Origin of the sequence: Paracoccus fistulariae (assembly GCF_028553785.1) — a bacterium.
Lineage (GTDB): Bacteria > Pseudomonadota > Alphaproteobacteria > Rhodobacterales > Rhodobacteraceae > Paracoccus > Paracoccus fistulariae.
Window position 1 is genome coordinate 2,064,473 of record NZ_CP067136.1, and the last position, 21,497, is coordinate 2,085,969.

19 protein-coding genes are annotated in these 21,497 nt (G+C 62.7%); 7 read left to right on the plus strand and 12 right to left on the minus strand.

Annotated features, from left to right (window positions below):
* Position 1 precedes the first annotated feature (1 nt).
* From JHX87_RS10165 to JHX87_RS10175, 3 genes are read left to right on the plus strand one after another with little or no spacing between them, the layout of a single operon-like run.
* Positions 2 to 1,465, plus strand: a complete 1,464-nt coding sequence (locus JHX87_RS10165; protein WP_271885160.1) for an FGGY family carbohydrate kinase — start codon at positions 2 to 4, stop codon at positions 1,463 to 1,465.
* A gap of 56 nt (positions 1,466 to 1,521) precedes the next feature.
* The gene (locus JHX87_RS10170) at positions 1,522 to 2,451 is read left to right on the plus strand and encodes a sugar-binding transcriptional regulator (RefSeq protein WP_271885158.1); all 930 of its coding nucleotides are present in this window, start codon (positions 1,522 to 1,524) and stop codon (positions 2,449 to 2,451) included.
* A 27-nt stretch (positions 2,452 to 2,478) separates the two neighbouring features.
* Positions 2,479 to 3,264 (plus strand): SDR family oxidoreductase, encoded by a 786-nt coding sequence (locus JHX87_RS10175; RefSeq protein WP_271885156.1) that lies wholly within the window; start codon positions 2,479 to 2,481, stop codon positions 3,262 to 3,264.
* Between the two features lie 108 nt (positions 3,265 to 3,372).
* Here JHX87_RS10175 and JHX87_RS10180 read toward each other — a convergent pair whose 3' ends face one another.
* From JHX87_RS10180 to JHX87_RS10225, 10 genes are all read right to left on the minus strand, one after another.
* Positions 3,373 to 3,798 carry a phasin family protein gene (locus tag JHX87_RS10180; protein ID WP_272833667.1) on the minus strand — a complete coding sequence of 142 codons (426 nt, stop codon included), beginning with the start codon at positions 3,796 to 3,798 and terminating at the stop codon, positions 3,373 to 3,375.
* Between the two features lie 98 nt (positions 3,799 to 3,896).
* Positions 3,897 to 5,165 (minus strand): DUF445 domain-containing protein, encoded by a 1,269-nt coding sequence (locus JHX87_RS10185; protein WP_271885154.1) that lies wholly within the window; start codon positions 5,163 to 5,165, stop codon positions 3,897 to 3,899.
* A gap of 10 nt (positions 5,166 to 5,175) precedes the next feature.
* Complete coding sequence (phaZ, locus tag JHX87_RS10190; RefSeq protein WP_271885152.1) at positions 5,176 to 6,006, minus strand: poly(3-hydroxyalkanoate) depolymerase; 831 nt, start codon at positions 6,004 to 6,006, stop codon at positions 5,176 to 5,178.
* Positions 6,007 to 6,018: 12 nt separating this feature from the next.
* On the minus strand, positions 6,019 to 7,653 hold the full coding sequence (locus JHX87_RS10195; protein ID WP_271885150.1) for an alpha/beta fold hydrolase: 1,635 nt from the start codon (positions 7,651 to 7,653) through the stop codon (positions 6,019 to 6,021).
* A gap of 21 nt (positions 7,654 to 7,674) precedes the next feature.
* A complete protein-coding gene (locus JHX87_RS10200) occupies positions 7,675 to 8,142 on the minus strand; it encodes a MaoC family dehydratase (RefSeq protein ID WP_271885148.1) in 468 nt (155 codons plus the stop codon).
* Between the two features lie 114 nt (positions 8,143 to 8,256).
* Positions 8,257 to 8,502, minus strand: a complete 246-nt coding sequence (locus JHX87_RS10205; protein ID WP_271885146.1) for a DUF6489 family protein — start codon at positions 8,500 to 8,502, stop codon at positions 8,257 to 8,259.
* Positions 8,503 to 8,608: 106 nt separating this feature from the next.
* Positions 8,609 to 10,237, minus strand: a complete 1,629-nt coding sequence (locus JHX87_RS10210) for an AMP-binding protein (RefSeq protein WP_271885144.1) — start codon at positions 10,235 to 10,237, stop codon at positions 8,609 to 8,611.
* A gap of 92 nt (positions 10,238 to 10,329) precedes the next feature.
* Complete coding sequence (locus tag JHX87_RS10215; RefSeq protein WP_271885142.1) at positions 10,330 to 11,757, minus strand: coniferyl aldehyde dehydrogenase; 1,428 nt, start codon at positions 11,755 to 11,757, stop codon at positions 10,330 to 10,332.
* Positions 11,758 to 11,786: 29 nt separating this feature from the next.
* Complete coding sequence (locus tag JHX87_RS10220; RefSeq protein WP_271885140.1) at positions 11,787 to 13,340, minus strand: GMC family oxidoreductase; 1,554 nt, start codon at positions 13,338 to 13,340, stop codon at positions 11,787 to 11,789.
* Positions 13,341 to 13,354: 14 nt separating this feature from the next.
* Positions 13,355 to 13,912 (minus strand): hypothetical protein, encoded by a 558-nt coding sequence (locus JHX87_RS10225; RefSeq protein ID WP_271885138.1) that lies wholly within the window; start codon positions 13,910 to 13,912, stop codon positions 13,355 to 13,357.
* Between the two features lie 268 nt (positions 13,913 to 14,180).
* Between JHX87_RS10225 and JHX87_RS10230 the strand changes: the two genes are divergently transcribed.
* The 4 genes from JHX87_RS10230 to JHX87_RS10245 all read left to right on the plus strand — a co-directional run bounded on the left by JHX87_RS10230 (position 14,181) and on the right by JHX87_RS10245 (position 18,172).
* Complete coding sequence (locus JHX87_RS10230) at positions 14,181 to 14,795, plus strand: TetR/AcrR family transcriptional regulator (protein WP_271885136.1); 615 nt, start codon at positions 14,181 to 14,183, stop codon at positions 14,793 to 14,795.
* 185 nt (positions 14,796 to 14,980) lie between these two features.
* Positions 14,981 to 16,285, plus strand: coding sequence for an ABC transporter substrate-binding protein (locus tag JHX87_RS10235; RefSeq protein WP_271885134.1), 1,305 nt, complete (start codon positions 14,981 to 14,983; stop codon positions 16,283 to 16,285).
* 98 nt (positions 16,286 to 16,383) lie between these two features.
* The gene (locus JHX87_RS10240) at positions 16,384 to 17,157 is read left to right on the plus strand and encodes an L-iditol 2-dehydrogenase (RefSeq protein ID WP_271885132.1); all 774 of its coding nucleotides are present in this window, start codon (positions 16,384 to 16,386) and stop codon (positions 17,155 to 17,157) included.
* 19 nt (positions 17,158 to 17,176) lie between these two features.
* Positions 17,177 to 18,172, plus strand: a complete 996-nt coding sequence (locus JHX87_RS10245; protein ID WP_271885130.1) for a zinc-dependent alcohol dehydrogenase family protein — start codon at positions 17,177 to 17,179, stop codon at positions 18,170 to 18,172.
* 7 nt (positions 18,173 to 18,179) lie between these two features.
* Here JHX87_RS10245 and JHX87_RS10250 read toward each other — a convergent pair whose 3' ends face one another.
* A complete protein-coding gene (locus tag JHX87_RS10250; RefSeq protein ID WP_271885128.1) occupies positions 18,180 to 19,244 on the minus strand; it encodes a LacI family DNA-binding transcriptional regulator in 1,065 nt (354 codons plus the stop codon).
* A gap of 24 nt (positions 19,245 to 19,268) precedes the next feature.
* Entirely contained in the window at positions 19,269 to 21,494 is a 2,226-nt protein-coding gene (locus JHX87_RS10255; RefSeq protein WP_271885126.1) for a D-tagatose-bisphosphate aldolase, class II, non-catalytic subunit, read from the minus strand.
* Positions 21,495 to 21,497 lie beyond the last annotated feature (3 nt).

Genomic DNA, 21,497 nt, shown 5'->3' on the forward strand with positions numbered 1-21,497 from the left:
CATGGCGCAGCAGGCTGTTCTGGCGATCGATGAAGGCACGACCAATTCCAAGGCCGTGCTGCTGTCGCAATCGGGCAGCATCATCGCCAGCGGCTCTGCGCCCGTCCCCATCCAGCATCCCCAACCCGGCTGGGTGCAGCAGGATGCGATGGAGATCTGGGACGCGACCCTGCAGGCGGTGAAAGCCTGTCTGGCGCACGCCCCGGACAGTCGCATCGTCGCGCTTGGCATTTCCAACCAGCGCGAATCCGTCCTGATCTGGGACCGCCGCAGCGGCGCGCCGCTTGGCCCGGTCATCACCTGGCAATGCCGCCGCACCGCCCCCGCCTGCGAGGCGCTGCGGCATGCAGGGCATGAGCCAGAGGTGATCGCACGGACCGGCCTGCCGCTGGATCCGCTGTTTCCGCCGACCAAGGCCGCCTGGCTGCTGGAACATTACGGGGATTCTCAGCGCGATATCTGCATCGGCACCGTGGATAGCTGGCTGATCTGGAAATTCTCGGGCGGCAGGGTACACGCCACCGACCGGTCCAACGCGGCACGCACGCAGCTGTTCAATCTGGCCCAGAACCGCTGGGATCACCAGCTTTGCAGCCTGTTCGGCATCGACCCGTCCATGCTGCCGCAGGTGCAGGATTCCGCCCATGTCTTTGGGACCACCCGAGGCGTCGAGGGCATCCCTGACGGCATCCCGATCGCCTCGGCCATCGGTGATTCCCATGCCGCGCTGTTCGGTCATGGCGCGTTTGACAAAGGCGACGGCAAGATCACCTTCGGCACCGGCTCTTCGGTGATGACGACCATTCCCGAATTCATCGTTCCGCCTGCGGGCATCACGACCACCATCGCCTGGTCGCTGAACGGTCAGCCGGTCTATGCCTTCGAAGGCAATATTCTGGTCAGCGCCTCGATCCTGCCCTGGACGGCCAGATTGCTGGGCCTGTCCGATGTCGACGATCTGCTGCGGCTGGCGCAGACGGTGGATGATAGCGGGGGTGTCTCGCTGGTGCCTGCCCATGTCGGGCTTGGCGCGCCGCATTGGGCGGCCGAGGCGCGCGGCCTGATCTGCGGACTGTCCTTTGGCGCCACCCCCGCGCATATCGCGCGCGCCTCGGCCGAAAGCATGGCGCTTCAGGTTCAGGACGTCTTTGCCATCATGCAGCGCATCGCCAAGGGCATTGGCCGGTTGTTCGTCGATGGTGGTCCAAGCAGGAATCGATATCTGATGCAGATGGTATCGGACTATCTGGATCACCCGGTGATCCCCTGCCGGAACAGCGAGGCCTCGGCCATCGGCGCCGCGCATCTGGCCGGGCTGGCGACAGGTTTCTGGCCCGATCTGGATGCGATTGCATCGCTGGCCAATCACGACGCGCCACTGAAGCCGTCCATGCCCCCGGCGCAACGGGATGCCAACCTGACCGCATGGAGGAAGGCGATTGCCCGCACCGTGGCGCAAGTGTAGTGAATAATTATGCACTACACAGGGGCGGGGCCATGGCTCGATTGAATGAACTCAGAATGATCGCACGCGTCGCACAGATGTATCATGTGGAAGGACAAAGACAGGCCGATATCGCCGGGCATTTGCGCATTTCGCAGGCCACGGTGTCGCGCATGCTGAAACGCGCGCAGGAAGAAGAGATCGTGCGCACCACCGTCGTCTCTCCCTCTGGCACCTATACCGAATTGGAGGCAGAGCTGCGGGCGACATTCGACCTGCCCGAGGCGATCATCGTCGAATGTACCGAAGATCGCGACAGCGCCATCATGGCCCGGATCGGTGAGGCCGCCGCCCATTTCCTTGAAGCCACGTTGCAAAGCGGCGAGATCATCGGCGTTTCCAGCTGGTCGGAAACCATCCTGCGCATGGTCGATAACATCCACCCAATGAAGAACGGCAAGGCACGCTGCGTCGTGCAGACGCTGGGCGGGATGGGCGATCCGACGGTGCAGATCCATGCCAACCAGCTGACGACCCGGCTTGCCAAGCTGACCGGCGCCGAAGCGCATCTGCTAAGCGCGCCGGGCGTGGCGCAATCGCGCGAGGCCAAGCTGGTTCTGCTGGGCGACACCTATGTCCGCGAAACCATGGATCTGTTCGGCAAGGTCACCCTGTCCATCGTCGGCATCGGCGCGATGGAGCCATCTGCCATGCTGGCCCGCAGCGGCAATGTGTTTTCGTCCCGCGAACTGGCCGATATCGCCGAGGCGGGCGGCGTCGGCGATATGAGCCTGCGCTTTTTCGATGAAAACGGCCGCTTCGTGAAAACGCCGCTGGATGATCGCGTGATCGGGATGACGCTGGAGGAAATGTCCCATGTTGACCGTGTCATTGCGCTGGCGGGCGGCCAGTCAAAGACCGCTGCCATTCGCGGGGCATTGCGCACCGGGGTGATCGACCTGCTGATCACCGACAGATTCACCGCCGAACGGCTGGTATCAACCTAGATCCGCACATACGCAAAAGGAAACGTCATGGACAAGCGCTTTACCGGAAAGACTGTTGTGATCACAGGCGGCAATAAGGGGATCGGCTTTGCCATGGCCGAACGCTTTGCCGCCGAGGGCGCCCGGATCGTCATTGCCTCGGTCGAAGATCAGGTCCATGAGGCCGCCGAAAGCCTGCGCAGCAGCGGGGCAGAGGCGGCGGGCGTTCTTTGCGACGTGACGGATATCGCGCAGGTCCGGGCGCTGTATGATGTCGCCAGCGACCGCTTTGGCGGCGTCGATATCTCCATCCAGAACGCCGGCATCATCACCATCGCCAAGGTCGAGGATCTGACGCAGGCCGAATGGGACGCCACGATGTCGGTCAACACCAAGGGCGTCTTCCTGTGCTGCCAAGAGGCCATCCGCCGGATGCGCGCGCAGGGCCGGGGCGGAAAGCTGATCAATACCGCCTCCGGGCAGGCCCGCGACGGGTTCATCTACACGCCGCATTATGCGGCCTCGAAATTCGGGGTGATGGGCCTGACCCAAAGCCTTGCGAAAGAGGTGGCCCTGGATGGCATCACCGTGAACGCCATCTGCCCGGGCATCATCAGGACCGAAATGTGGGATTATAACGACCGGGTCTGGGGCCGGATGCTGGGCGATTACGGTCCGGGCGAATTGATGGAAAGCTGGGTCCAGAACATCCCGATGAAACGCGCGGGTGAAGGAAAGGATGTCGCGGGGCTTGTCGCCTTTCTGGCCAGTCAGGATGCGGATTACATCACCGGCCAGACGATCAATGTGGATGGGGGGCTGATCATGTCTTAAGGCTTCGGCAGGCCGGTGCCGTCACGGCGGCGTCACGCCGCGCAGCCCATAGAAAAAGGCACCACCGGACAAGCCGAGGGTGCCCCTTTTTCATCGCGGTCAGGCTAATCAGGCCGCGGTTTTCTTTTCAGGCAGATAGGCCGACACGACCTCCTGGATCGGGGCATAGGCTTCTTTCGCCTTGGTCTGCGCCAGGTCCAGAACTTCACGCGTATTGGCGGCGTTCTGTTCGATGCGGTCATGGGCGTGGGCGACGTGCAGGTCGAACAGCTCGCTCATGCTGGAGGCCTGGAAGCTTTGGCGGCCCAGCTTGGCATAGCTTTTCGCGGCTTCGCCAACATAGCCCAGCAGCGTCTTGTCAACGGCGATCACGCCTTCCAGCGCGGTGCGGGTGCCGGTGGTCAGCGCCGAGAACAGGCCGCTGACAGCCTTGCCGGTTTCGGCCACTTTGCCGGTCACTTTTTCAATTGCTTCGCCGGTCGCTTTGTTTTCGACGACGGTTTCGGCTTGCTTGGTTTCGGTCTTCTTGGTCATGGTTTTCATCCTTCCTCTTTCGCTCATGCCCAAGAAATAGGATGGAAATGCTGCGCTGCAACATAGAAAATGCTGCGACGCAGCGACACTTTGCGTTTTTACAGCACGTAACGCCCGATCAGGAAGAAAAAACCGCCCAGAAGCGCGCCCAGAACGGATCCGTTGATGCGAATGAACTGCAGGTCGCGGCCCACTTCCGATTCGATCCGGGTGACCAGCGCGTCGCTGTCCCAGTCGATGATCGTCTGCGCGATGTAGTCCCGCACCGGATCGCGCAGCGCGTCCAGCACGGTCACCAGCGCGGTTTCCAGCCGGCCGGACATCGCTTCGCGCGCGGCGTCGTTTTCGTCCAGATAGCGCGCGATATCCTGGATCGCATCGGCCATCGCATCCGAGAACCCGTCCGGGTCGCGCGTGGCCTGCCGGTCGATCTCTGCCAGCACCGCCTGCATCAGGTCATCGACCGCACGCATGAACCGGTCGGACCCTTCGCGGCCTTTCAGGCTCTCCTCGATCAGCTTCGAGATCATGCGATCCTCGCGGAACCGGTCAATGATCTTCGAGACCGAGCGGGCAAAGCCCGCCCGCCGCGGCGAGGACGGATCGCCAAGCTCATCCAGCACCGACAGCACGCCGTCGACCAGCAGGGCGGCCATCTGCCGGTCCACCCCCTTGGCGATCCACCAGCGGCTGCGATCCTGAACCAGCCGGACGATCTCGGTACGGTTTTCGTCGATCGCCTTGCGGACCTGCAGCAGCACGGCGTCCAGCACCTCGCCCTCAAGCGAGCTTTTCAGAAGGGCGGCGACCTGATCCTCCAGTTGTTCCGACGCCGCCACCCGACGCAATGTGTCCGAGATCAGCTGCCGCACCGGCGCGGGCACGCCCCGATCCAGTTGCGCCGACAGCAGCATGCGAACCGCCCATGAGATCTCGTCCCCGACAATGCGGGCGTTTTCGCGCTGTTTCAGCCAATCGATCACCTTCTGCAGGGGATCGACGGCGCGGATCTGCGCGACAAGCTGACCCGGAACCATGAAATATTCGTCGATGAAGCGCGCGATATTCCTGGCCGCGCGTTTCTGGTTTGTCGGCAGCAGCGCGGTATGCGGGATGGGCAGGCCCAGCGGGCGCCGGAACAGCGCCTCGACCGCGAACCAGTCGGCCAGCCCGCCGATCATGCCCGCCTCGGCCATGGCACGGATGAAGAGGATCCAGACCGGCGGATCATCGGGGATCGAGGTGGCGATGAACACGACCAGCAAAGCGCACAGAATGCCCGTCGCGGTGCGTCGAACGGATCTGGCATTGTCCGGCGCCTCATTCACGCGGGCGACCGGCGCGTCAAGGACCCTGGGCTTGCGCATGCTCTGGCCCTCACCCGACCGCCTTGGCGTCCTCTTGCATCGTGTCGCCGTGAATGAACGCCTCGACCCGGTCGGCGATCCGCTCGGCCTGGGTCAGCATGAACAGATGCCCGCAATCTACCGTTTCCAGCGTGGCATTGGGCAGGCGGCGCGCCAGAATGCGGCCGTTGACCGGCGGCACCAGCGGATCGTCCCTGCCCATCAGGATCAGCGCGGGGATCCGGATCTGGCGCAGCCACAGATAGCTGGTCCAGCCCGAGGCCGCCAACAGCTGATAGATATAGCCGCGTGTATCGCCGGCCTGCATTGCCAGCGTGTGCTCTTTCAGCAATTCCTGCTCGAACGCGATCCCGCCGCCGTAGATATCCTTGGCGATGGAAAACAGGTAATCGGGGTCGGTATAGCGCTTGGGCGTCGCCATCTTCTTGATCACGCCAAGCCTGCCCGGCACCATGATCGCCCCCGCCGTCGTCGCCGCCAATGTCATCGAGCGGCAGCGCGGCTGGTGATCATGCACGAATTGCTGCGCCAGCGCGCCACCCCACGAGACGCCGAAGACGTCAACCTTGCCAATGCCAAGCTGATCCAGAACCCTGGCCAGCATCCGAGACAGATTGGCAAAGCGATAGGGCAGCACCGGCGTGGGCGAACCACCGACCCCCGGCACGTCAAAGACAACCAGCCGGGTGCGTTTGAAATGCCTGACAAATGGCCCGACCGTGTCCAGACTGGCACCGATGCCGTTGCACAGCAGCAAGGTGCGGTCGGCATCGTCATCGCCCAGAACAGCGACATTCCAGTCCTGGCCCATGGCCGAAACGATCTGTGGTTCGATTTTCATGCAGTGCTGTCCTCAGGCGCTTTCCAACGAATAGGTGCCCGGCGCGTCGATCAGCGGCTGATGCGCCTTGTTGCCCAGCGATTTTGGCGCCGCCTTCTGATCTCCGGCCCGCGCTTCAAGCCATTTGGCCCAATATTCCCACCACGAACCCTCGTTCTTCTCTGCGCCTTCCAGAAAGGCCTCGGGACTGTCGTGATCGCCGGTATTGGTCATGTAGCGCGCCTTGGGGTTGCCCGGCGGGTTGATGATCGCCTGAACATGGCCAGACTGCGACAGAACGAATTCATTGTCACCTCCGAAGCCTTGCATGGATGTGTAGCACCCTTCCCATGGGGTGATATGATCGGTCGAGCCGCCAAGAATGAACTTGTCGCAGGTCACCATCTGCAGGTCGATCTCGATATCGTCGACATGCCAGGTATTGCCTTTTTTCATCCCGCCCTGCTCCATCAGCTTGATCATATCGCCATGCAGCTTGCCGGGCAGGTTCGTCGTATCGGCATTCCAGTACAGGATATCAAAGGCGGGCGCTTCATTACCCAGCAGGTAATTATTGACCCAATAGGCCCAGATCAGATCATTGGGCCGCAGCCAGGCGAAGGCTTTCTGCAGATCCTTGCCGGGCAGAACACCCTTCGCCCGTGAAAACATCCGTGCCAGTTCCAGCGTCTCGAAATTGGCGAACAGGCCCATGGTCGTGTCCTTGGCCCCGGCGGTATCCAGAATTGCGACCAGTTGGGTATGGCTGTTGGCGCGCGTATTCCCCCGCGCGGCCCAATAGGCCAGCAGCAGCGAGGCGGTGATGCCGCCCGAACAGGCGCCAACGATGTTCAGATCCTTGGAATTCGCGATATCGCAGGCAACCTCTGTGGCGCGGTCCAGCGCATGGACATAATCATCCATGCCCCAATGGCCCTGCTCTTCGGTCGGGTTGCGCCAGCTGACGATAAAGACCTGATGGCCCTGCCCCAGCAGGTATTCCACCACCGACCGGCCCGGCGCCAGATCCCAGATGTAGTATTTGTTGATCTGCGGTGGCACGATGAAGATGGGGCGCTTATAGACCTTGTCCGTCTGCGGCTTGTACTGGATCAGTTCCAGCAGATCCTCGCGATAGATGACGGCGCCTTCGGTCACGCCCAGGTTTTCGCCCAGCTTGAACTTCGACTTGTCCACCATCGAGGGCAGGCCGTTATTGTTGATCATGTCCTCGATCAGGTTCTTGGCACCGCTCAGCAGGTTCTTGCCGCCCTTTTCCAGCGTCACCTTCAGCGCTGCGGGATTGCCCAGCAGCATGTTGGTGGGCGCCATCGTATCGGTCACCAGCGAGGTCAGGAACTTGGCGCGCAGCTTGGTGCGGCCCTCGATCTCCAGCCCGTCCACCCATTCGTTCAGGTGATTGCACCAGGACAGGTAGCTGACCATCACCGCCTTATACAGCGGGTTGGTCTGCCAGATCGGATCGCTGAAACGCTTGTCGCCGCGCGCGGGCTGGATATCCGCCTGCCCGGTCATCGCGCCAAAGCTGTCCTGCAAAAAGCCCATATAGGCCGTGAAGATCTGGTCGGGCCGCTTCATCGAGGCGGCATAGAATTCGGTCATTGCCCGGGCCATATCGGCCGAGGTTTCCATGGTTTTCTTGGGCATGTCAGAGCCTCCGTAATGTGGTTATGAAATGACCATCGCCATCAGTTCGGCCACAACGGCGGGCGTGTCGGCATCCGCCTCGCCCAGCGTGCTTTCGATGGTCAGAAGGCTGCGGCCCTTGCCCTTGTCCTCGACCGAGGCAAGCTTGTAACTGGCGCGCACTTCCGATCCGGCAGTGACCGGGGCCAGAAAGCGCACCTTGCCCAGCCCGTAATTCAGGGCCGCCTTTGCATCCGCGGGGATGACGCCCGAATTGATCGCCTCTGCCGCCAGCAGCGACAGGGTCAGAAACCCATGCGCAATCGGGGCGCCGAAGGGGCTTTCCTTCCTGGCCCGTTCGACATCGACATGGATCCACTGATGGTCGCCGGTCGCCTCGGCAAAGCCGTTGATCCGGTCCTGATCGATCAGGATCGCGGCAGGGCTGGCAAATTCCTGACCGATGAAATCGGACATGGTCTGGGTGTTATATCCTTCCGGAGCAGCCATGGTCTTCCTCCTCTGCATTGTCGGACGTGATGAGGACATCGCGCCCGTTTATGTGACTTCTGCTTTCGGCCGATCAGCGTGACCGCGTGGTCTGCGATGGCCCGGTCGGGATCGTCATTTCTGTCCCGGGGTGGCCGATCTCAGAAAGGCCTGAAACATTTCTGGCATGGCCTCAAAGCCGGGCGCGGCGGCCTTGGTCCAGCTGCGGATCAGCGCCTCGGGCGAGAAATTGTCGGGGTCGGCCATCATCGCCGCGCCGGTCTTTTCCAGCCATTGATCCTGCAGGGCCTGAATATTGGGCAGGCCCATCACTTCGCGGGCCTCCTGCGCGGTGCAGTCGATCTCGATGGTTATCTTCATATCTTACCCCTTGTTACACATCTTCGGACCGACGCCGGACGCCACGCATCTTTGACCGTCCCCCGGCACCGTCCCCGCAATTCCGGGCCAGGGCCCGCCGCGGGTTTCAGTGATCGCGCAATTCGCGCCGCAGGATCTTGCCGACGGCGGATTTGGGCAGTTCCTCCACAAAGGTTATCTTGCGCGGCATTTTGTAAGCCGTCATCTCTTTTCGGCAATGCGCGGTGATCTGCTCATTGCCGATCTGGGCGCCGGGCTTCTTCACGACGAATATGCTGATCGCCTCGCCGGTCTTTTCATCCGGGATGCCGATACAGGCGCATTCCGCGACACCTTCGACAGCGGTCACGACCGCCTCGATCTCATTGGGAAAGACATTGAAGCCCGACACGATGATCATGTCCTTCTTGCGGTCCACAATGCGAAGATAGCCCTGTTCATCGAACACGCCGATATCGCCGGTGCGGAAATATCCGTCGCTGGTAAAGGCGGCCTTGTTGGCATCGGGCTTGTTCCAATAGCCCGACATCACCTGCGGGCCTGCGGCGCAAATCTCGCCCCGCTCGCCCAGCGGCACGATCTGATCGTTTTCATCCAGCAGCTTGATATCCGTCGATGAGACCGGCAACCCGCAGGAACCGGTGAAGTCGGCGACGCCAAGCGGCACGATGGTCAGCAGCGGAGACGTCTCGGACAGGCCATAGCCTTCGGTGATATGCTGGCCGGTCAGCGCCTTCCAGTTCTTCGACACGGTTTCGATGATCGCCGCACCACCCCCGATCGAGACCTTGAGCCGCGAGAAATCGACCTCTTTCGTCCCCGGATGCAGGGCGAGCCCGGCGAAAAGCGTGTTCACCGCCGGGAACACCGTAATTCCGGCATCCTTGATTGCGGCATGGAAGGCGTCGATATCGCGCGGGTTGGGGATCAGGATCATCCGGCCGCCCACCGAGACATAAGACAGCATCAGCATCAGTCCAAAGATGTGATACAGCGGCAGCGCGCCGACGACGACCTCACCTGCCGGGGTCGCTGCATCGGGAATGAAAGCCTTGAACTGCTCAACATTCGCGACAAGGTTGCGGTGGTTTAGAACGGCGCCTTTCGACGGCCCCGTGGTGCCACCGGTATATTGCAGGAACAACAGATCCTCGCCGGTGATATCGACCGGGGCATGGGGCATGCCGGCCCCGGCTGTCAGCACATCGGCAAGGGCAATCGTGTCAGACAGGCGCCCATCCACCGCCGGACTTGGCAGGGACAGATCGCCACCATCGGCCAGATCGATGGTGATCACGCGCTTGACCGGGGTATTGCCGATGATCTCGGCCAGAACCGGGGTCGAGCCGGAGAAGATCACGATGGTCTCCGCGCCTGAATCCTGCAGCTGATGCTCCAGCTCTCGCGGGGTATAAAGCGGGTTCACGTTCACCTGACAGGCCCCGGCCCGCAGGATGCCCATCATCGCAATCGGAAAGCCAAGGATATTCGGCGACATCAGCGCAACCCGGTCGCCCTTCTTCACGCCAAGTTCGTTTTGCAGATAGGCCGCAACCGCGCGCGACTTTTCCTCCAGCGCGGCGAAGGTCATGCGCTGGCCAAAACATTCCAGCGCCACATTGTCGCGATAGGTCGCGGCGGCGTTTTCGAACAAGGCCACCACCGATGCATGGGCCTTGGGGTCGATATCTGCCGGAACGCCCGGATCATAGGATTTCAGCCAGTGCTTCGTCATCTTTTCCTCCCTTGAAATTCGTGCCGGTCGCTTCGGCTCAGCCCGGCGGGATGCCGCCCCTTCCTGCCAAAGGCAGCGCCCGGTGTTTCTGCTCAGACGATCCGTCGCATGACCTTGCCCAGCAGATCCGTCACGCGGCCATAGGGCGGGTAAAACAGGTTCGTCGCACGCAGCCTGCGCTGATACATCACCGGCTTCAGCTTCGACATGGCGTCGAACCCGGCCTGACCGTGATAGGCGCCCATGCCGCTGCTGCCGACGCCGCCAAAGGGCAGGCTGTCATTGGGCACATGCCACAGACAGTCATTGACGACGACACCCCCGGACACCGTCTCGGCAAGCACCTTGTCCCGCTCACCCCGGTCGCGGGCAAAGAGATAAAGCGCAAGCGGACGTTCGCCCGCATTGACATGGGCGATGGCGTCGTCAAGCCCGTCATAGCTGACCACGGGCAGGATCGGGCCGAAGATCTCTTCCTGCATGACGCGCGCGTCGGCGGGGGCATCGACCAGAATTGTCGGCGGGAAATGCCGGGTGTTGGACCGGTCGCGGCCCTCGCCATGCGGGCGGATCACGGTCGCTCCCATCTGCTCTGCCTCATCGACAAGGTCGTGCAGACGGTCGAAATGCCGGTCAGAGATGATCGAGGAATAGTCCGGATTGTCCTGCCAGCTAGGGTAGAGCCTGCGCATCGCGGCGCTGAGGCTGGTGACGAAATCATCCCTTTGCGGGCCGGGCACCAGCGCGTAATCCGCCGCGATGCAGACCTGCCCGGCATTGGCCAGACGCCCATGCGCGACGGACTGCGCGGCGCGATCCATATCAGCAGAGCCGGTCACCAGCGCGGGCGATTTGCCCCCCAGTTCCAGCGTCACCGGCGTCAGGTTGCGGGCCGCGGCTTCGGCCACCTTGCGCCCCACCGCCGTCGAGCCTGTGAAGATGATATGGTCAAAGGGCAGCGCGCTGAAAGCCTGCGCCACCTCGACCCCACCTTCGACCAGCGCCACTTCCTCGGGGGCGAAAAACTCGGCGAATGCGCGGGCCAGAACCGCATTGGTGGCCGGAACCAGTTCGCTGGGCTTCAGCAGCGCCCGGTTGCCCGCAGCAAAGGCATTCGCGATACCGCCAATCGCCAGATAAACAGGAAAATTCCACGGCGTCATCACCCCGACGACGCCCAGCGGCTGCGGGATCAGGCGGCTTTTGGCGGGCAGGAAATGCAGCCGCGTCCTGACCCGACGCGGCGCCATCCATTTGCGCAGGTGGCGGCGGTTATCGCGGATCTCGCTGATCGACAGAAGAATATCGAACATCGCGGATTCGTGCGACGAGCGGTGCCCGAAATCATCGCTCATCGCCTGGACCAGCGGATGTTCGTATTTGCCAAGCATCCTCTCCAGCCGCTTCAGGCGATCCTTGCGAACGGCCAGCGTGGGAAATCTTTCCGCCTCATATCCCGCGCGCAGGCGGTCATAGGCGATATGCAGATCGGCAGTCTCGGCCATGGCTCGGGTGTCCATCTGGATCCCCTCCTGTGTTACCTATCTTTTCAGGACAGTTGCGCCGCCAGCGCAGCGGCATTCTTGAGGGTCATTGCATAGATCGATTCCTGCGGGTTCGCGCCGATCGAGGTCGGAAAGACCGAACCGTCAAACACCGACAGGTTTTCGATGACGTGATGCGCGCCTTCGGAATTGACCACAGAACGCGCCGGATCGTCCCCCATGATGCAGCCGCCCATGACATGGGCAGATCCGACCATCAGGTTCATCACCCCCATATCCGCCTGTGTCAGCCAGGCGCGGGCCGCGTCCATGCTCTCCAGCCTGCGGGTCGCGATGTGCCAGGGGTAAACCGCCGTCGCACCGGCCGCGAACTGCACCTCGATCGCGGTTTCAAGCGCGCGCACCAGCCCTTCGCGCAGGTAATCCGTGATCGGGTAATCGACGGTCTGGCCGCGCTCTCCGGTCAGTTCGACGGTGCCGCCCGCCGCACCGTCGTGGAAACCGTCGCGCAGCAGGCCCAGGGTGGATTGCATGCGTGGCAGGTCTTTCATGAAAGCCGCGCTGGCCTGTCCCATCGTCTTGTCGAACACGCTGGCGGCAAAGACCGGCTGCAGCGGGGTGGTTTCCAGCTTGAAGCCGACGCGGTCGTCGGCGGGCCACAGGAATTCGTCGGAATAGGCCGATTGCGGCGCGCCGTAATAGGGCTCGGTGATCTCATCCATGATGGCCATCGAGGCGCTGACCGGGTGCAGGAAGGTCCGCTTGCCCAGCATGCCGGACGGATCGGGAATGTCCGAGCGCATCATCAGCGCCGGGCTGCGGATCGAACCGCAGGACACCACCACATGCCCCGCCTCGATCCGGATATTGCGCCCGGTCGGATTGCCGCGCGCGTCAAGCGCCCGGCACAGCACGGCCCGCGCGCGGGCGCCGTCATGTTCGATCCGCGCGGCCTCGGCATTATGGACCAGCGCGCCGCCAGCCTCCAGCATGCCCGGAATGGTCGTGTTCAGCATGGATTGCTTGGCATCCAGCGGACAGCCCAGACCGCACAGCCCGGTATTGCCGCAATACTTGACATTGCGCTTGATGATCCCGGTGTGAAAGCCCAAAGCCTCGCATCCGCGTTTCAGCGCGGCATTATTGGGGTTCGGCTCGAAATCCTCCCACAGCGCGATATTCAGACGTTTTTCGACCGCCTCGAAATGCGGGGCCATCTGTTCGGCCGATGCCCCCGAGACGCCATGCACATCCTGCCAGTAAGCCAGTGTGTTGTCGGGCGTGCGAAAGCTGGTGGTCCAGTTCACCGTGGTCGAGCCGCCGACCGAGCGCCCCTGAAAGACGATGACGCCCTTGTCCTTGGTGCGCTGTGCCCCGGCCTCCTGGTACAGCATCGGATAGGCCTTGCTCTCATTCTGAGAGAAGGTCTCGGCGGTGTGATAACCCCCGGCCTCGACCAGCACCACCCGCAGCCCAGAGGTGGCCAGCACCTCGGCGGCATAGCCTCCGCCAGCACCGGATCCGACGATCACCACATCTGCGGAAAGCGTCAGATCGGCGTCAAGCCTGCTGCCGTCATGAACCTCATGCGCGCTCATGCTCACATCCTCCCTTATGCGTCATTGTCGAACATCGGGCCGTCATAGCCGATCAGTTCCCAGCTGCGTCTGCTGCCGTAAAAGGCCGATGTCGGCATATCGCGCAGCACGACAAAGGCCGTGCGTTTCAGCGCCGCCCGGGAAGATGCCAGCCCATCCAGATAGCTGCGCACCTGATCACGGCTGGCGGCGTCCCAATTCCCCCAACGCCCGCCCAGGATGAAGCGCGTCGGCGCCATGGCCAGCAGGCCCAGAAGATCCTTGACCTCCTTGCGGCTGCTTTCCGGCAGATCGTTCAGCAGACCGTCGATCCCGACCAGCACATCGTCGATGGCGGCGCGGCGTTCGGTGCCGTCCTCGGGCAGCATGCCATCCAGTACGACGTCAGAGACGGCGCCGAAGACGCTTTGCCCCCCGGCATCAAGATGGTTCAGCACCGGGATGCGCGGCACGATGCCCGCGTCGGTCATGCGGGTCGCCGCATAGCCGCCACCGGCCAGCAGCGCCGTGCCGAAAACGCCGTATTTCAGAAACCTGCGGCGGGACACATCGAATGGTGCCGAATATTTCATCTTCCCTCCTCCCTGTCGGGTCAGACCGCCACGGGCCTTCCGGCCCGCAGCGAAGATCCTGCCCCGTGACTGATCGGTTTACCGGCACGCGGCCCCCGATTCTGCCTTCCCACAGCTTGAATTCCACGTTCTGTCACAAAAATCTATACAGTTGTTTAGTTTTTTTGTTCTGGTCACGCTACGGCATTTCGTTAAACTGCCCTTCAGCCGCAGGTTGTCGTCCCGGCTGCATCTTGAAACCGCAGATGAAAAGCTACAGACAGTCGCCATGAACGAAATGCCCGCCAAACTGAAAGCACGCGCCGAGCGGAAGACCGCGAAACGCGACGCGAAGAAGCGCCAGATCGCAGCGAGCGCGATCGAAGCGCTGAAAGAGCTTGGCTATGCGAATACGTCGCTGCGCGACATCGCCGACAGATGCGATCTTTCGCTTGGGATGCTGCACTATTATTTCGAAGACCGGTCGGAACTGATCATTTACTGCGTCCAGATCTACAAGCACGAATTCGTGCGGAAGATCGCCTCCGCGCTGGAACAGACGACAGGCCGGGATCAGGTGATCGATGCGTTTGCCGAGGTGCTGGTCGCCTCGATCATCGATGACGATATGGCGCATCGGCTGTGGTATGACATCCGCAGCCAGGCCATGTTCGACGAAACCTTCCGCCCCGTCGTCGATGAGCTTGAAGCGATGCTGATCGCCATCATGGCCACCGCGATGAGGCAGGCGGGCAATGCCGATCCGGCGCAGGTCGAGCTGAAATACGCAATGCTGGACGGCCTGTTCCGGTTCTTCATGCAAGACGGGATCGGCCAGACCGATCACAGCCGCGACCAGCTTCTGTCAGCCTTTCACGCACAGCTGGCCACCATCTTCGGCTGATCGACCGGCTTCGGCCAGATTTGCGACATTACCCATCGGACCGTCTTCCCGGCCGGACAAGGCCACCCTTACGCGCGCACAAAGATTGCGCGCGGTTCATAAATTTTACTTGAGTAAATATTTTTATTGACGTGAGAAGGCTTCGCCGCAAGAATATCGGCACGGAGGAAAAGGGAGGTAGTTTTATGTCTATCAGAAATGCGCTGCTTGGCGCGTCTGCTTTGACCGCGTTCGGTCTGGCGGCGCAGGCCGAGGATATTACCATCGCCACGGTGAACAACGGCGATATGATCATCATGCAAGAGTTGTCCTCGACCTGGGAAGAGGCGACCGGCAACAAGATCAACTGGGTCATCCTTGAAGAAAACGTCCTGCGAGAGCGGGTGACCACCGATATCGCGACGCAGGGTGGCCAATATGACATCATGACCATCGGCTCTTACGAGGCGCCGATCTGGGGCAAGCAGGGTTGGCTGACGCCTTTGGACGGGATCGAGGGCTATGACTATGACGATCTGATCCCGGCGGTCAGGGCGGGCCTGTCCAGCGACGGCACGCTGTTTGCGCTGCCTTTCTATGCCGAAAGCTCGTTCACCATGTACCGCAAGGATCTGTTCGAGGCGGCGGGCCTGACCATGCCGGAACAGCCCAGCTATGCGCAGATCGCGGAATTCGCGGCCAAGCTGACCGACAAAGGCAAGGAACAATATGGCATCTGCCTGCGCGGCAAACCCGGCTGGGGCGAAAACATGGCCTTCTTCGGCACGCTGGTGAACAGCAATGGCGGGATCTGGTTCGACGAGAACTGGACGCCGCAGCTGGATCAGCAGCCCTGGTCCGATGCGCTGAACTATTATCTGGACGTGATGACCAATTACGGACCGCCCGGCGCGACCTCGAACGGGTTCAACGAGAATCAGGCGCTGTTCCAGACCGGCAAATGCGCGATCTGGATCGACGCGACCTCGGCGGCGGGGCGCGTCTTTGACCCGAACCAGTCGCAGGTCGCCGACAGCGTCGGCTTTACCGTCGCGCCGGTTGCCTCGGTCGACAAGGGGAATGCCTGGTTCTGGGCCTGGTCGCTGGCCATCCCGGCCAGTTCGAAAAAGGTCGATGTGGCCAAGGATTTCGTGGCCTGGGCAACCAGTCAGGACTACGTGACTTTGGTGGGTGAGCAGAAAGGCTGGGTCGCGGTTCCGCCCGGAACGCGCCAGTCCACCTATGAGAACCAGAATTACGTCGATGCCGCCCCCTTTGCCGCCACGGTGCTGAGCGCGATCGAGAATGCCAATCCCGATGACGCGACGGCGGTGCCGGTGCCTTATTCCGGCATCCAATATGTCTCGATCCCCGAATTCCAGGGCATCGGGACCAGCGTCGGGCAGAATATCTCGGCCGCGCTGGCGGGCCAGATGTCGGCGGAAGACGCGCTGGCAGCGGCGCAGTCCACCGCCGCACGGGAAATGGCCCGCGCAGGCTATCCGAAGTAACAGCTCCTCCCTGCCGAAGCATCGTCCGGCCTTGCCGGGCGATGCTCCCCCGGAACATCCCGGCACCACGCCCGCATCCCCCATGGAGTCGATCTGACATGAAACGCCTTGACGGAAAATCCGCGCTGATCACCGGTGCCGCGCAAGGGATCGGCAAGGGCTTTGCCAAGGCCTATCTTCGTGAAGGCGCGACGGTGGCCATTGCAGATATCAATCTGGACGCGGCACAGGCGACCGCGGCAGAGATCGGTGGCGCCGCCTATGCGGTCGAACTGGATGTCAGCCGACAGGACAGCATCGACGCGGCCATCGCCACGGTGGTGGATCGCGCGGGCAAGCTGGATATCCTGATCAACAATGCCGCCCTGTTCGACGCGGCGGAGACCGTCGATATCACGCGCGACAGCTATGACAGGCTATATGCGGTGAATGTCGCGGGCACGCTGTTCACCATGCAGGCGGCAGCGCGCCAGATGATCGCGCAGGGCCATGGCGGCAAGATCATCAACATGGCCAGTCAGGCCGGCAGGCGGGGTGAACCGCTGGTGCTGGTCTATTGCTCGACCAAGGCGGCGGTGATCAGCATGACCCAATCGGCCGGGCTGAACCTGATCCGGCATGGCATCAATGTGAACGCCATCGCGCCGGGCGTGGTCGATGGCGCACATTGGCAACATGTCGATGCCATGTTCGCGCGGCTGGAGGGCAAGGAACCCGGCCAGAAAAAAGCCGAAGTCGAAGCAGGCGTGCCCGCTGGCCGCTTTGCCACACCGGACGATCTGACCGGGATGGCGGTGTTTCTGGCCTCGGACGAGGCGAATTACATCGTCTCGCAATGCTATAATGTCGATGGCGGCCAATGGATGAGCTGAGCACAGGAAAGGCACGCAGATGAAGGCGATTTCTTATCCGTCCAAAGGCCATGTGACGCTGACCGACCTGCCGGAACCTCAGCCCGCCGCGCATGAGGTGCTGATAGAGGTGCGTTCCAGCGGCATCTGTCACACCGATATCGACGTCATGCATGCGCGCTATGGCAGCGGCGCCTTTCCGGTCGTGCCGGGGCATGAATATGCGGGCGTGGTCACGGCGGTCGGCGACAAGGTATCGGGCTTTGCGCCCGGCGATCGGGTGGTGGTCGATCCGAACCTGTCCTGCGGAACCTGCCGACCCTGTCAGCGGGGGCAGCGCAACCTTTGTGTCCTGCTGGGCGCCTATGGCGTGTCGCAAAATGGCGGCTTTGCCGAGTTCAGCGCGGTCGATGCGCGGAACCTGCACCGGATCGGCGATCTTCCCTTCGATCAGGCCGCCCTGGCCGAGCCGATGGGCTGTGTGCTGAACGGCATCACCGCGCTGGCACCCAACCCGCAGGATGAGGCGCTTGTGATCGGTGCCGGGCCCATCGGCCTTCTGCTGGCGATTGCGCTGCGGACGCGCGGTCTGACGCGGATCGCGCTGGCCGATATCGATCCCGCGCGGCTGGATCTGGCGCGGTCCTTTGGCTTCGACGCGGTGGAAAGCGGCAGCACCGCGATGGCGGCGATGCGGCGGGGAATGGATATCTGCATCGACGCCACGGGGCGCATAGATGTGGCCGCCCAAATGACCGATTACGTGGCGGATGGCGGCAGCCTTCTGTTCTTCGGCGTCTGCCCCCCGGATGCGAAAATCCAGATCAGCCCGTTCGAGATCTTCCGGCGTCAATTGCGCCTGCAGGGCACCCATTCGCTGAACCGCAATATTCCGCAGGCGCTGGAGGCGATCCGCAGTTTCGGGCCGGGCATTGCCGGGCTGATCTCTCATCAATTGAGCCTGGCCGAGGTGGCAGAGGTGCTGGGAAGCCATGCCCCTGCGGGAAGCCTGAAAATACAGGCGCGGCTGGGCTGAAAAGGCATCAGGCCGAGGCGCGCAGCATGATGCTGGCTTTTAGCAATATCGCGTCAGAGGTCGCCTCGGCCGTGGTGGCCGGGGCCTTGTCGTCCAGCATCACCAGCAGCCGGTTGGTGGCAAGCCGGGCAATTTCGGCGTAATCCTGCGCCACGGTGGTCAGGGGCGGACAGGCATATCGCGCCAGCGGATGGTCGTCATGGCCCGCGATCCGCAGGCGGCTGCCGGGATCGCGACCGACCTTGATCCCGGCCTCCCACGCGGCCAGCAGCGCGCCGAATGCCAGACGGTCATTGGCGCAGAGCAGCGTGGAATAGGGCAGACCCGCCGCCAGCGCCTTTGCCATCTGCCGATGGGCCACAGCTTCGAAATCCCAGCTGTCGACGGGATCCGATGGCAGCACGCGCGGTTCCTGCCCCGCCCTGTCCATCGCCTCTTCATAGGCCCTGCGCCGCTGACGCGCGTTCAGATTGACCTCTGGCATCCCCAGAAAGCAGGGCGGCGTCCCCGAACGGCAGAGGTAATCGACGATCAGACCCATGCTCTGGCTGTTATCGGTCCCGATATAGGGCATCCCCTCCTGCCCCGGGGCGTCGACGTAGATCAGCGGAACGCGGCTGGCCAGCGAATCCAGCTTGGACTGCCCCCGCGACTGGCCCAGAGGCGCGACAATCGCGCCGGCGACATTCATGGATTCAAAGCGTTCAATCGCCTCGGCCTCAAGATCCGGGCGACCGTTCGAACTGAGGACGATGGCGAAATATCCGGCATCGGTGGCGATTTCCTCGATCCGGCGGGTCAATTCCATATAGAATGGGTCGATGGCGTTCGGGATGATAACGCCAAGGATCTTGGTGCGCTGGCGTTTCAGATTGACCGCGAAAAGATTGGGCCGAAAGCCGGAATCCGTGATCGCCTTCTCGATCCGCTTGCGGGTCTTTTCGCGAACCGATGCGGGATCGTTGAAGTATTTCGACACTGTCGGGCGCGAAAGCCCGACATGGGCCGCGAAATCCTCCATGGTGCGGATGCCGTCTGTCTTTTCCTTTGCCTTATTCGAACCCAATGTCACCAGTTCCCATCTCAAATGCGCCCGTCAGGCCCCGCCACAGGCCGAAACGTAGTCCTGCGTTAGCCGCTGGACCGCCGCAAGGGCAAGTGCATTCGCGCGCGGCGCCAACCTGCCTGCCCGCACATCGGGATAAAGACCGCCAAGATATTGCCCGATCAGCGTCTCTGGCAGATCGCGCTCGCCCAGCAGGTCGAACAGTTCCGCCACCGCCTGCGCGGCCTGAGGATCGGGCCAATAATAACGGATCCGGTCGCTGTAAGAGAAGTGCCGTTGCAGCGCACGTTCCGCATCGCTGCCGTGGTAATAGCGATCCCAATTCCTGGGATTGGCCAGCATGACCTGTTCCATCGTGGCGCGCAGGGTGTGGTCGCGCTGGCCGGGGAACAGTTCCTCGGCAATATCGTCCAGACCGTACAGCGCCTCTCGCAGAACGAAGGTCAGGCCGGGGCCGACCTTGAGGATCGAAAAACCGTCATTGACCAGCGCCGTCAGGGCCTCGCGCGTCTGGTAATCGGTGGAATGCGCCTCATAGACCAGACCGGGCATATCCGACAGCGCGGCGCTGAGGCCCGTTGCGGCGACCGGATCGTAGCCGACGACATTATGATTGCCGAATTCGACGCCCGGCTGCACCACCAGCCCGATCACGCGATCAAAGGCATCCTCCAGCCCACGGGCGGCAAAGGCGTCCTTATGCACCGCCACGGTCGTCCGCGCGGCATCGGGCGCGGTCAGTTCCAGACCCTCGATTTCCTCCATCGCGCCGCCCGGAATCGGAACCTCGGTGCCGATGATATAGACCGGAGGAATGCCGGTTTCCGGGCGCGCCTCTTCGGCGGCCTGCGCCAGCCGGGCGGCACGCCGGGCCGTTTCGGCATCGTCAAGGGCCACCGGCTCTCCGGCGGCGCCCATCGAGCAGTCCAGATGCAGCTTGGTGAAGCCGGCAGCGGCATAGGCGCGGATCATCACCTCGGCCTTGTCCATGGCCTGATCGGCGGGCAGATCCTTCCACGGGTTCGGTCCCAGATGGTCGCCGCCCAGGATCAGGCGCTCGGTCGGGAAACCGACCCGGTCCGCGATATCCTCGACAAAGCGGCGGAAATCGGCGGGTGTCATGCCGGTATAGCCGCCCTCTTGATTGACCTGATTGCAGGTCGCCTCGATCAGCAGGGGCAAGGGCGTGGGCAGCGTCGCCCGCATCGCGGCCTCGATCGCCAGCGGATGCGCCGTGCAGATCGAGGGGATCCCCGAAGGTCCGGGCCGATCGCGCCATGCCGCGATATCCTTCAGGCTGTTGGCGTTCGTGGCGTCACCCGCCTGCCCTGCCAGCATCGCGTCCAGTTCCGCGCGGGTCGAGGTGCCCTCCATCGGGCCCAGTCTGGTGACAGCCCGGGCACCGGCAGCATTGGCATAGCGCAGCGCCTGTTCAGGTGCGGCATCCGCCAGCCAGAAGCTGAGAAAGGCGCCGCCGAAACTGTCGCCCGCGCCGGTGGGGTCAACCTCATGCACGCGAAGCGGCGCGGCATCGACGCGGCCCGCGGCCTCGAACAGGCTGGCCCCGTCCGCGCCACGCTTCAGCACAACGGTGCGAATGCCCCGCGCCAGCAGCGCAGCGACCGCGGCGGCTTCGTCGCGCGTCTTGTCGAACAGGAACAGTTCATCGCCCGAGGGCATGAAAAGATCGGTCATCTCCAGCATGTCTTCCAGCGCCTCGCGCAGGCCGGGCGCATCCAGGATTTCGGGACGCAGGTTCGGATCGAAAGAGATCGTGCCGCCCTGCGCCTTGATCCGCCGCGCCGCCTGCATGACCATCTGCCCCAGACCCGGCGCCGACAGCGCGGTGCCCATGACATGCAGATGGTCGCAGCCGTCGATCAGCGCCTCGGACGCCGCCGTCGGGCGCAGATTGCCGCAGGCGCTGTTGCGGATATTATAGACAAAGGACCGGCTGCCATCGTCGCGATAGCGCACAAAGGCGCTGCCGGTGCTTTCCCCCGGCGCAATCTCGATCCCCGAGACATCCACCCCGTCGGCGCTCAGACGGTCGATATTCAGCCGCCCGAAATCATCGTCCCCCACGCGAGAGACAATGGCCGCAGGCGTGCCCAGCTTGCCCAACTGGTCAATGAAGATCGCAGGCGCGCCCGAGGGGAACGGGCCGACCAGCGGCTGCGCGTCTTGGAAACCGTCGCCCGTGGTCGCAGCCACGATTTCGACCAGAACCTCGCCGATTGTCAGAACCTTGTGCATGGA

Bases quoted from the DNA above. Each gene is read 5' to 3' on its own strand.
- JHX87_RS10165 (WP_271885160.1), top strand. From the start codon at position 2: ATGGCGCAGCAGGCTGTTCTGGCGATCGATGAAGGCACGACCAATTCC.
- JHX87_RS10170 (WP_271885158.1), top strand. From the start codon at position 1,522: ATGATCGCACGCGTCGCACAGATGTATCATGTGGAAGGACAAAGACAG.
- JHX87_RS10175 (WP_271885156.1), top strand. From the start codon at position 2,479: ATGGACAAGCGCTTTACCGGAAAGACTGTTGTGATCACAGGCGGCAAT.
- JHX87_RS10180 (WP_272833667.1), bottom strand. From the start codon at position 3,798: ATGACCAAGAAGACCGAAACCAAGCAAGCCGAAACCGTCGTCGAAAAC.
- JHX87_RS10185 (WP_271885154.1), bottom strand. From the start codon at position 5,165: ATGCGCAAGCCCAGGGTCCTTGACGCGCCGGTCGCCCGCGTGAATGAG.
- phaZ (WP_271885152.1), bottom strand. From the start codon at position 6,006: ATGAAAATCGAACCACAGATCGTTTCGGCCATGGGCCAGGACTGGAAT.
- JHX87_RS10195 (WP_271885150.1), bottom strand. From the start codon at position 7,653: ATGCCCAAGAAAACCATGGAAACCTCGGCCGATATGGCCCGGGCAATG.
- JHX87_RS10200 (WP_271885148.1), bottom strand. From the start codon at position 8,142: ATGGCTGCTCCGGAAGGATATAACACCCAGACCATGTCCGATTTCATC.
- JHX87_RS10205 (WP_271885146.1), bottom strand. From the start codon at position 8,502: ATGAAGATAACCATCGAGATCGACTGCACCGCGCAGGAGGCCCGCGAA.
- JHX87_RS10210 (WP_271885144.1), bottom strand. From the start codon at position 10,237: ATGACGAAGCACTGGCTGAAATCCTATGATCCGGGCGTTCCGGCAGAT.
- JHX87_RS10215 (WP_271885142.1), bottom strand. From the start codon at position 11,757: ATGGACACCCGAGCCATGGCCGAGACTGCCGATCTGCATATCGCCTAT.
- JHX87_RS10220 (WP_271885140.1), bottom strand. From the start codon at position 13,340: ATGAGCGCGCATGAGGTTCATGACGGCAGCAGGCTTGACGCCGATCTG.
- JHX87_RS10225 (WP_271885138.1), bottom strand. From the start codon at position 13,912: ATGAAATATTCGGCACCATTCGATGTGTCCCGCCGCAGGTTTCTGAAA.
- JHX87_RS10230 (WP_271885136.1), top strand. From the start codon at position 14,181: ATGAACGAAATGCCCGCCAAACTGAAAGCACGCGCCGAGCGGAAGACC.
- JHX87_RS10235 (WP_271885134.1), top strand. From the start codon at position 14,981: ATGTCTATCAGAAATGCGCTGCTTGGCGCGTCTGCTTTGACCGCGTTC.
- JHX87_RS10240 (WP_271885132.1), top strand. From the start codon at position 16,384: ATGAAACGCCTTGACGGAAAATCCGCGCTGATCACCGGTGCCGCGCAA.
- JHX87_RS10245 (WP_271885130.1), top strand. From the start codon at position 17,177: ATGAAGGCGATTTCTTATCCGTCCAAAGGCCATGTGACGCTGACCGAC.
- JHX87_RS10255 (WP_271885126.1), bottom strand. From the start codon at position 21,494: ATGCACAAGGTTCTGACAATCGGCGAGGTTCTGGTCGAAATCGTGGCT.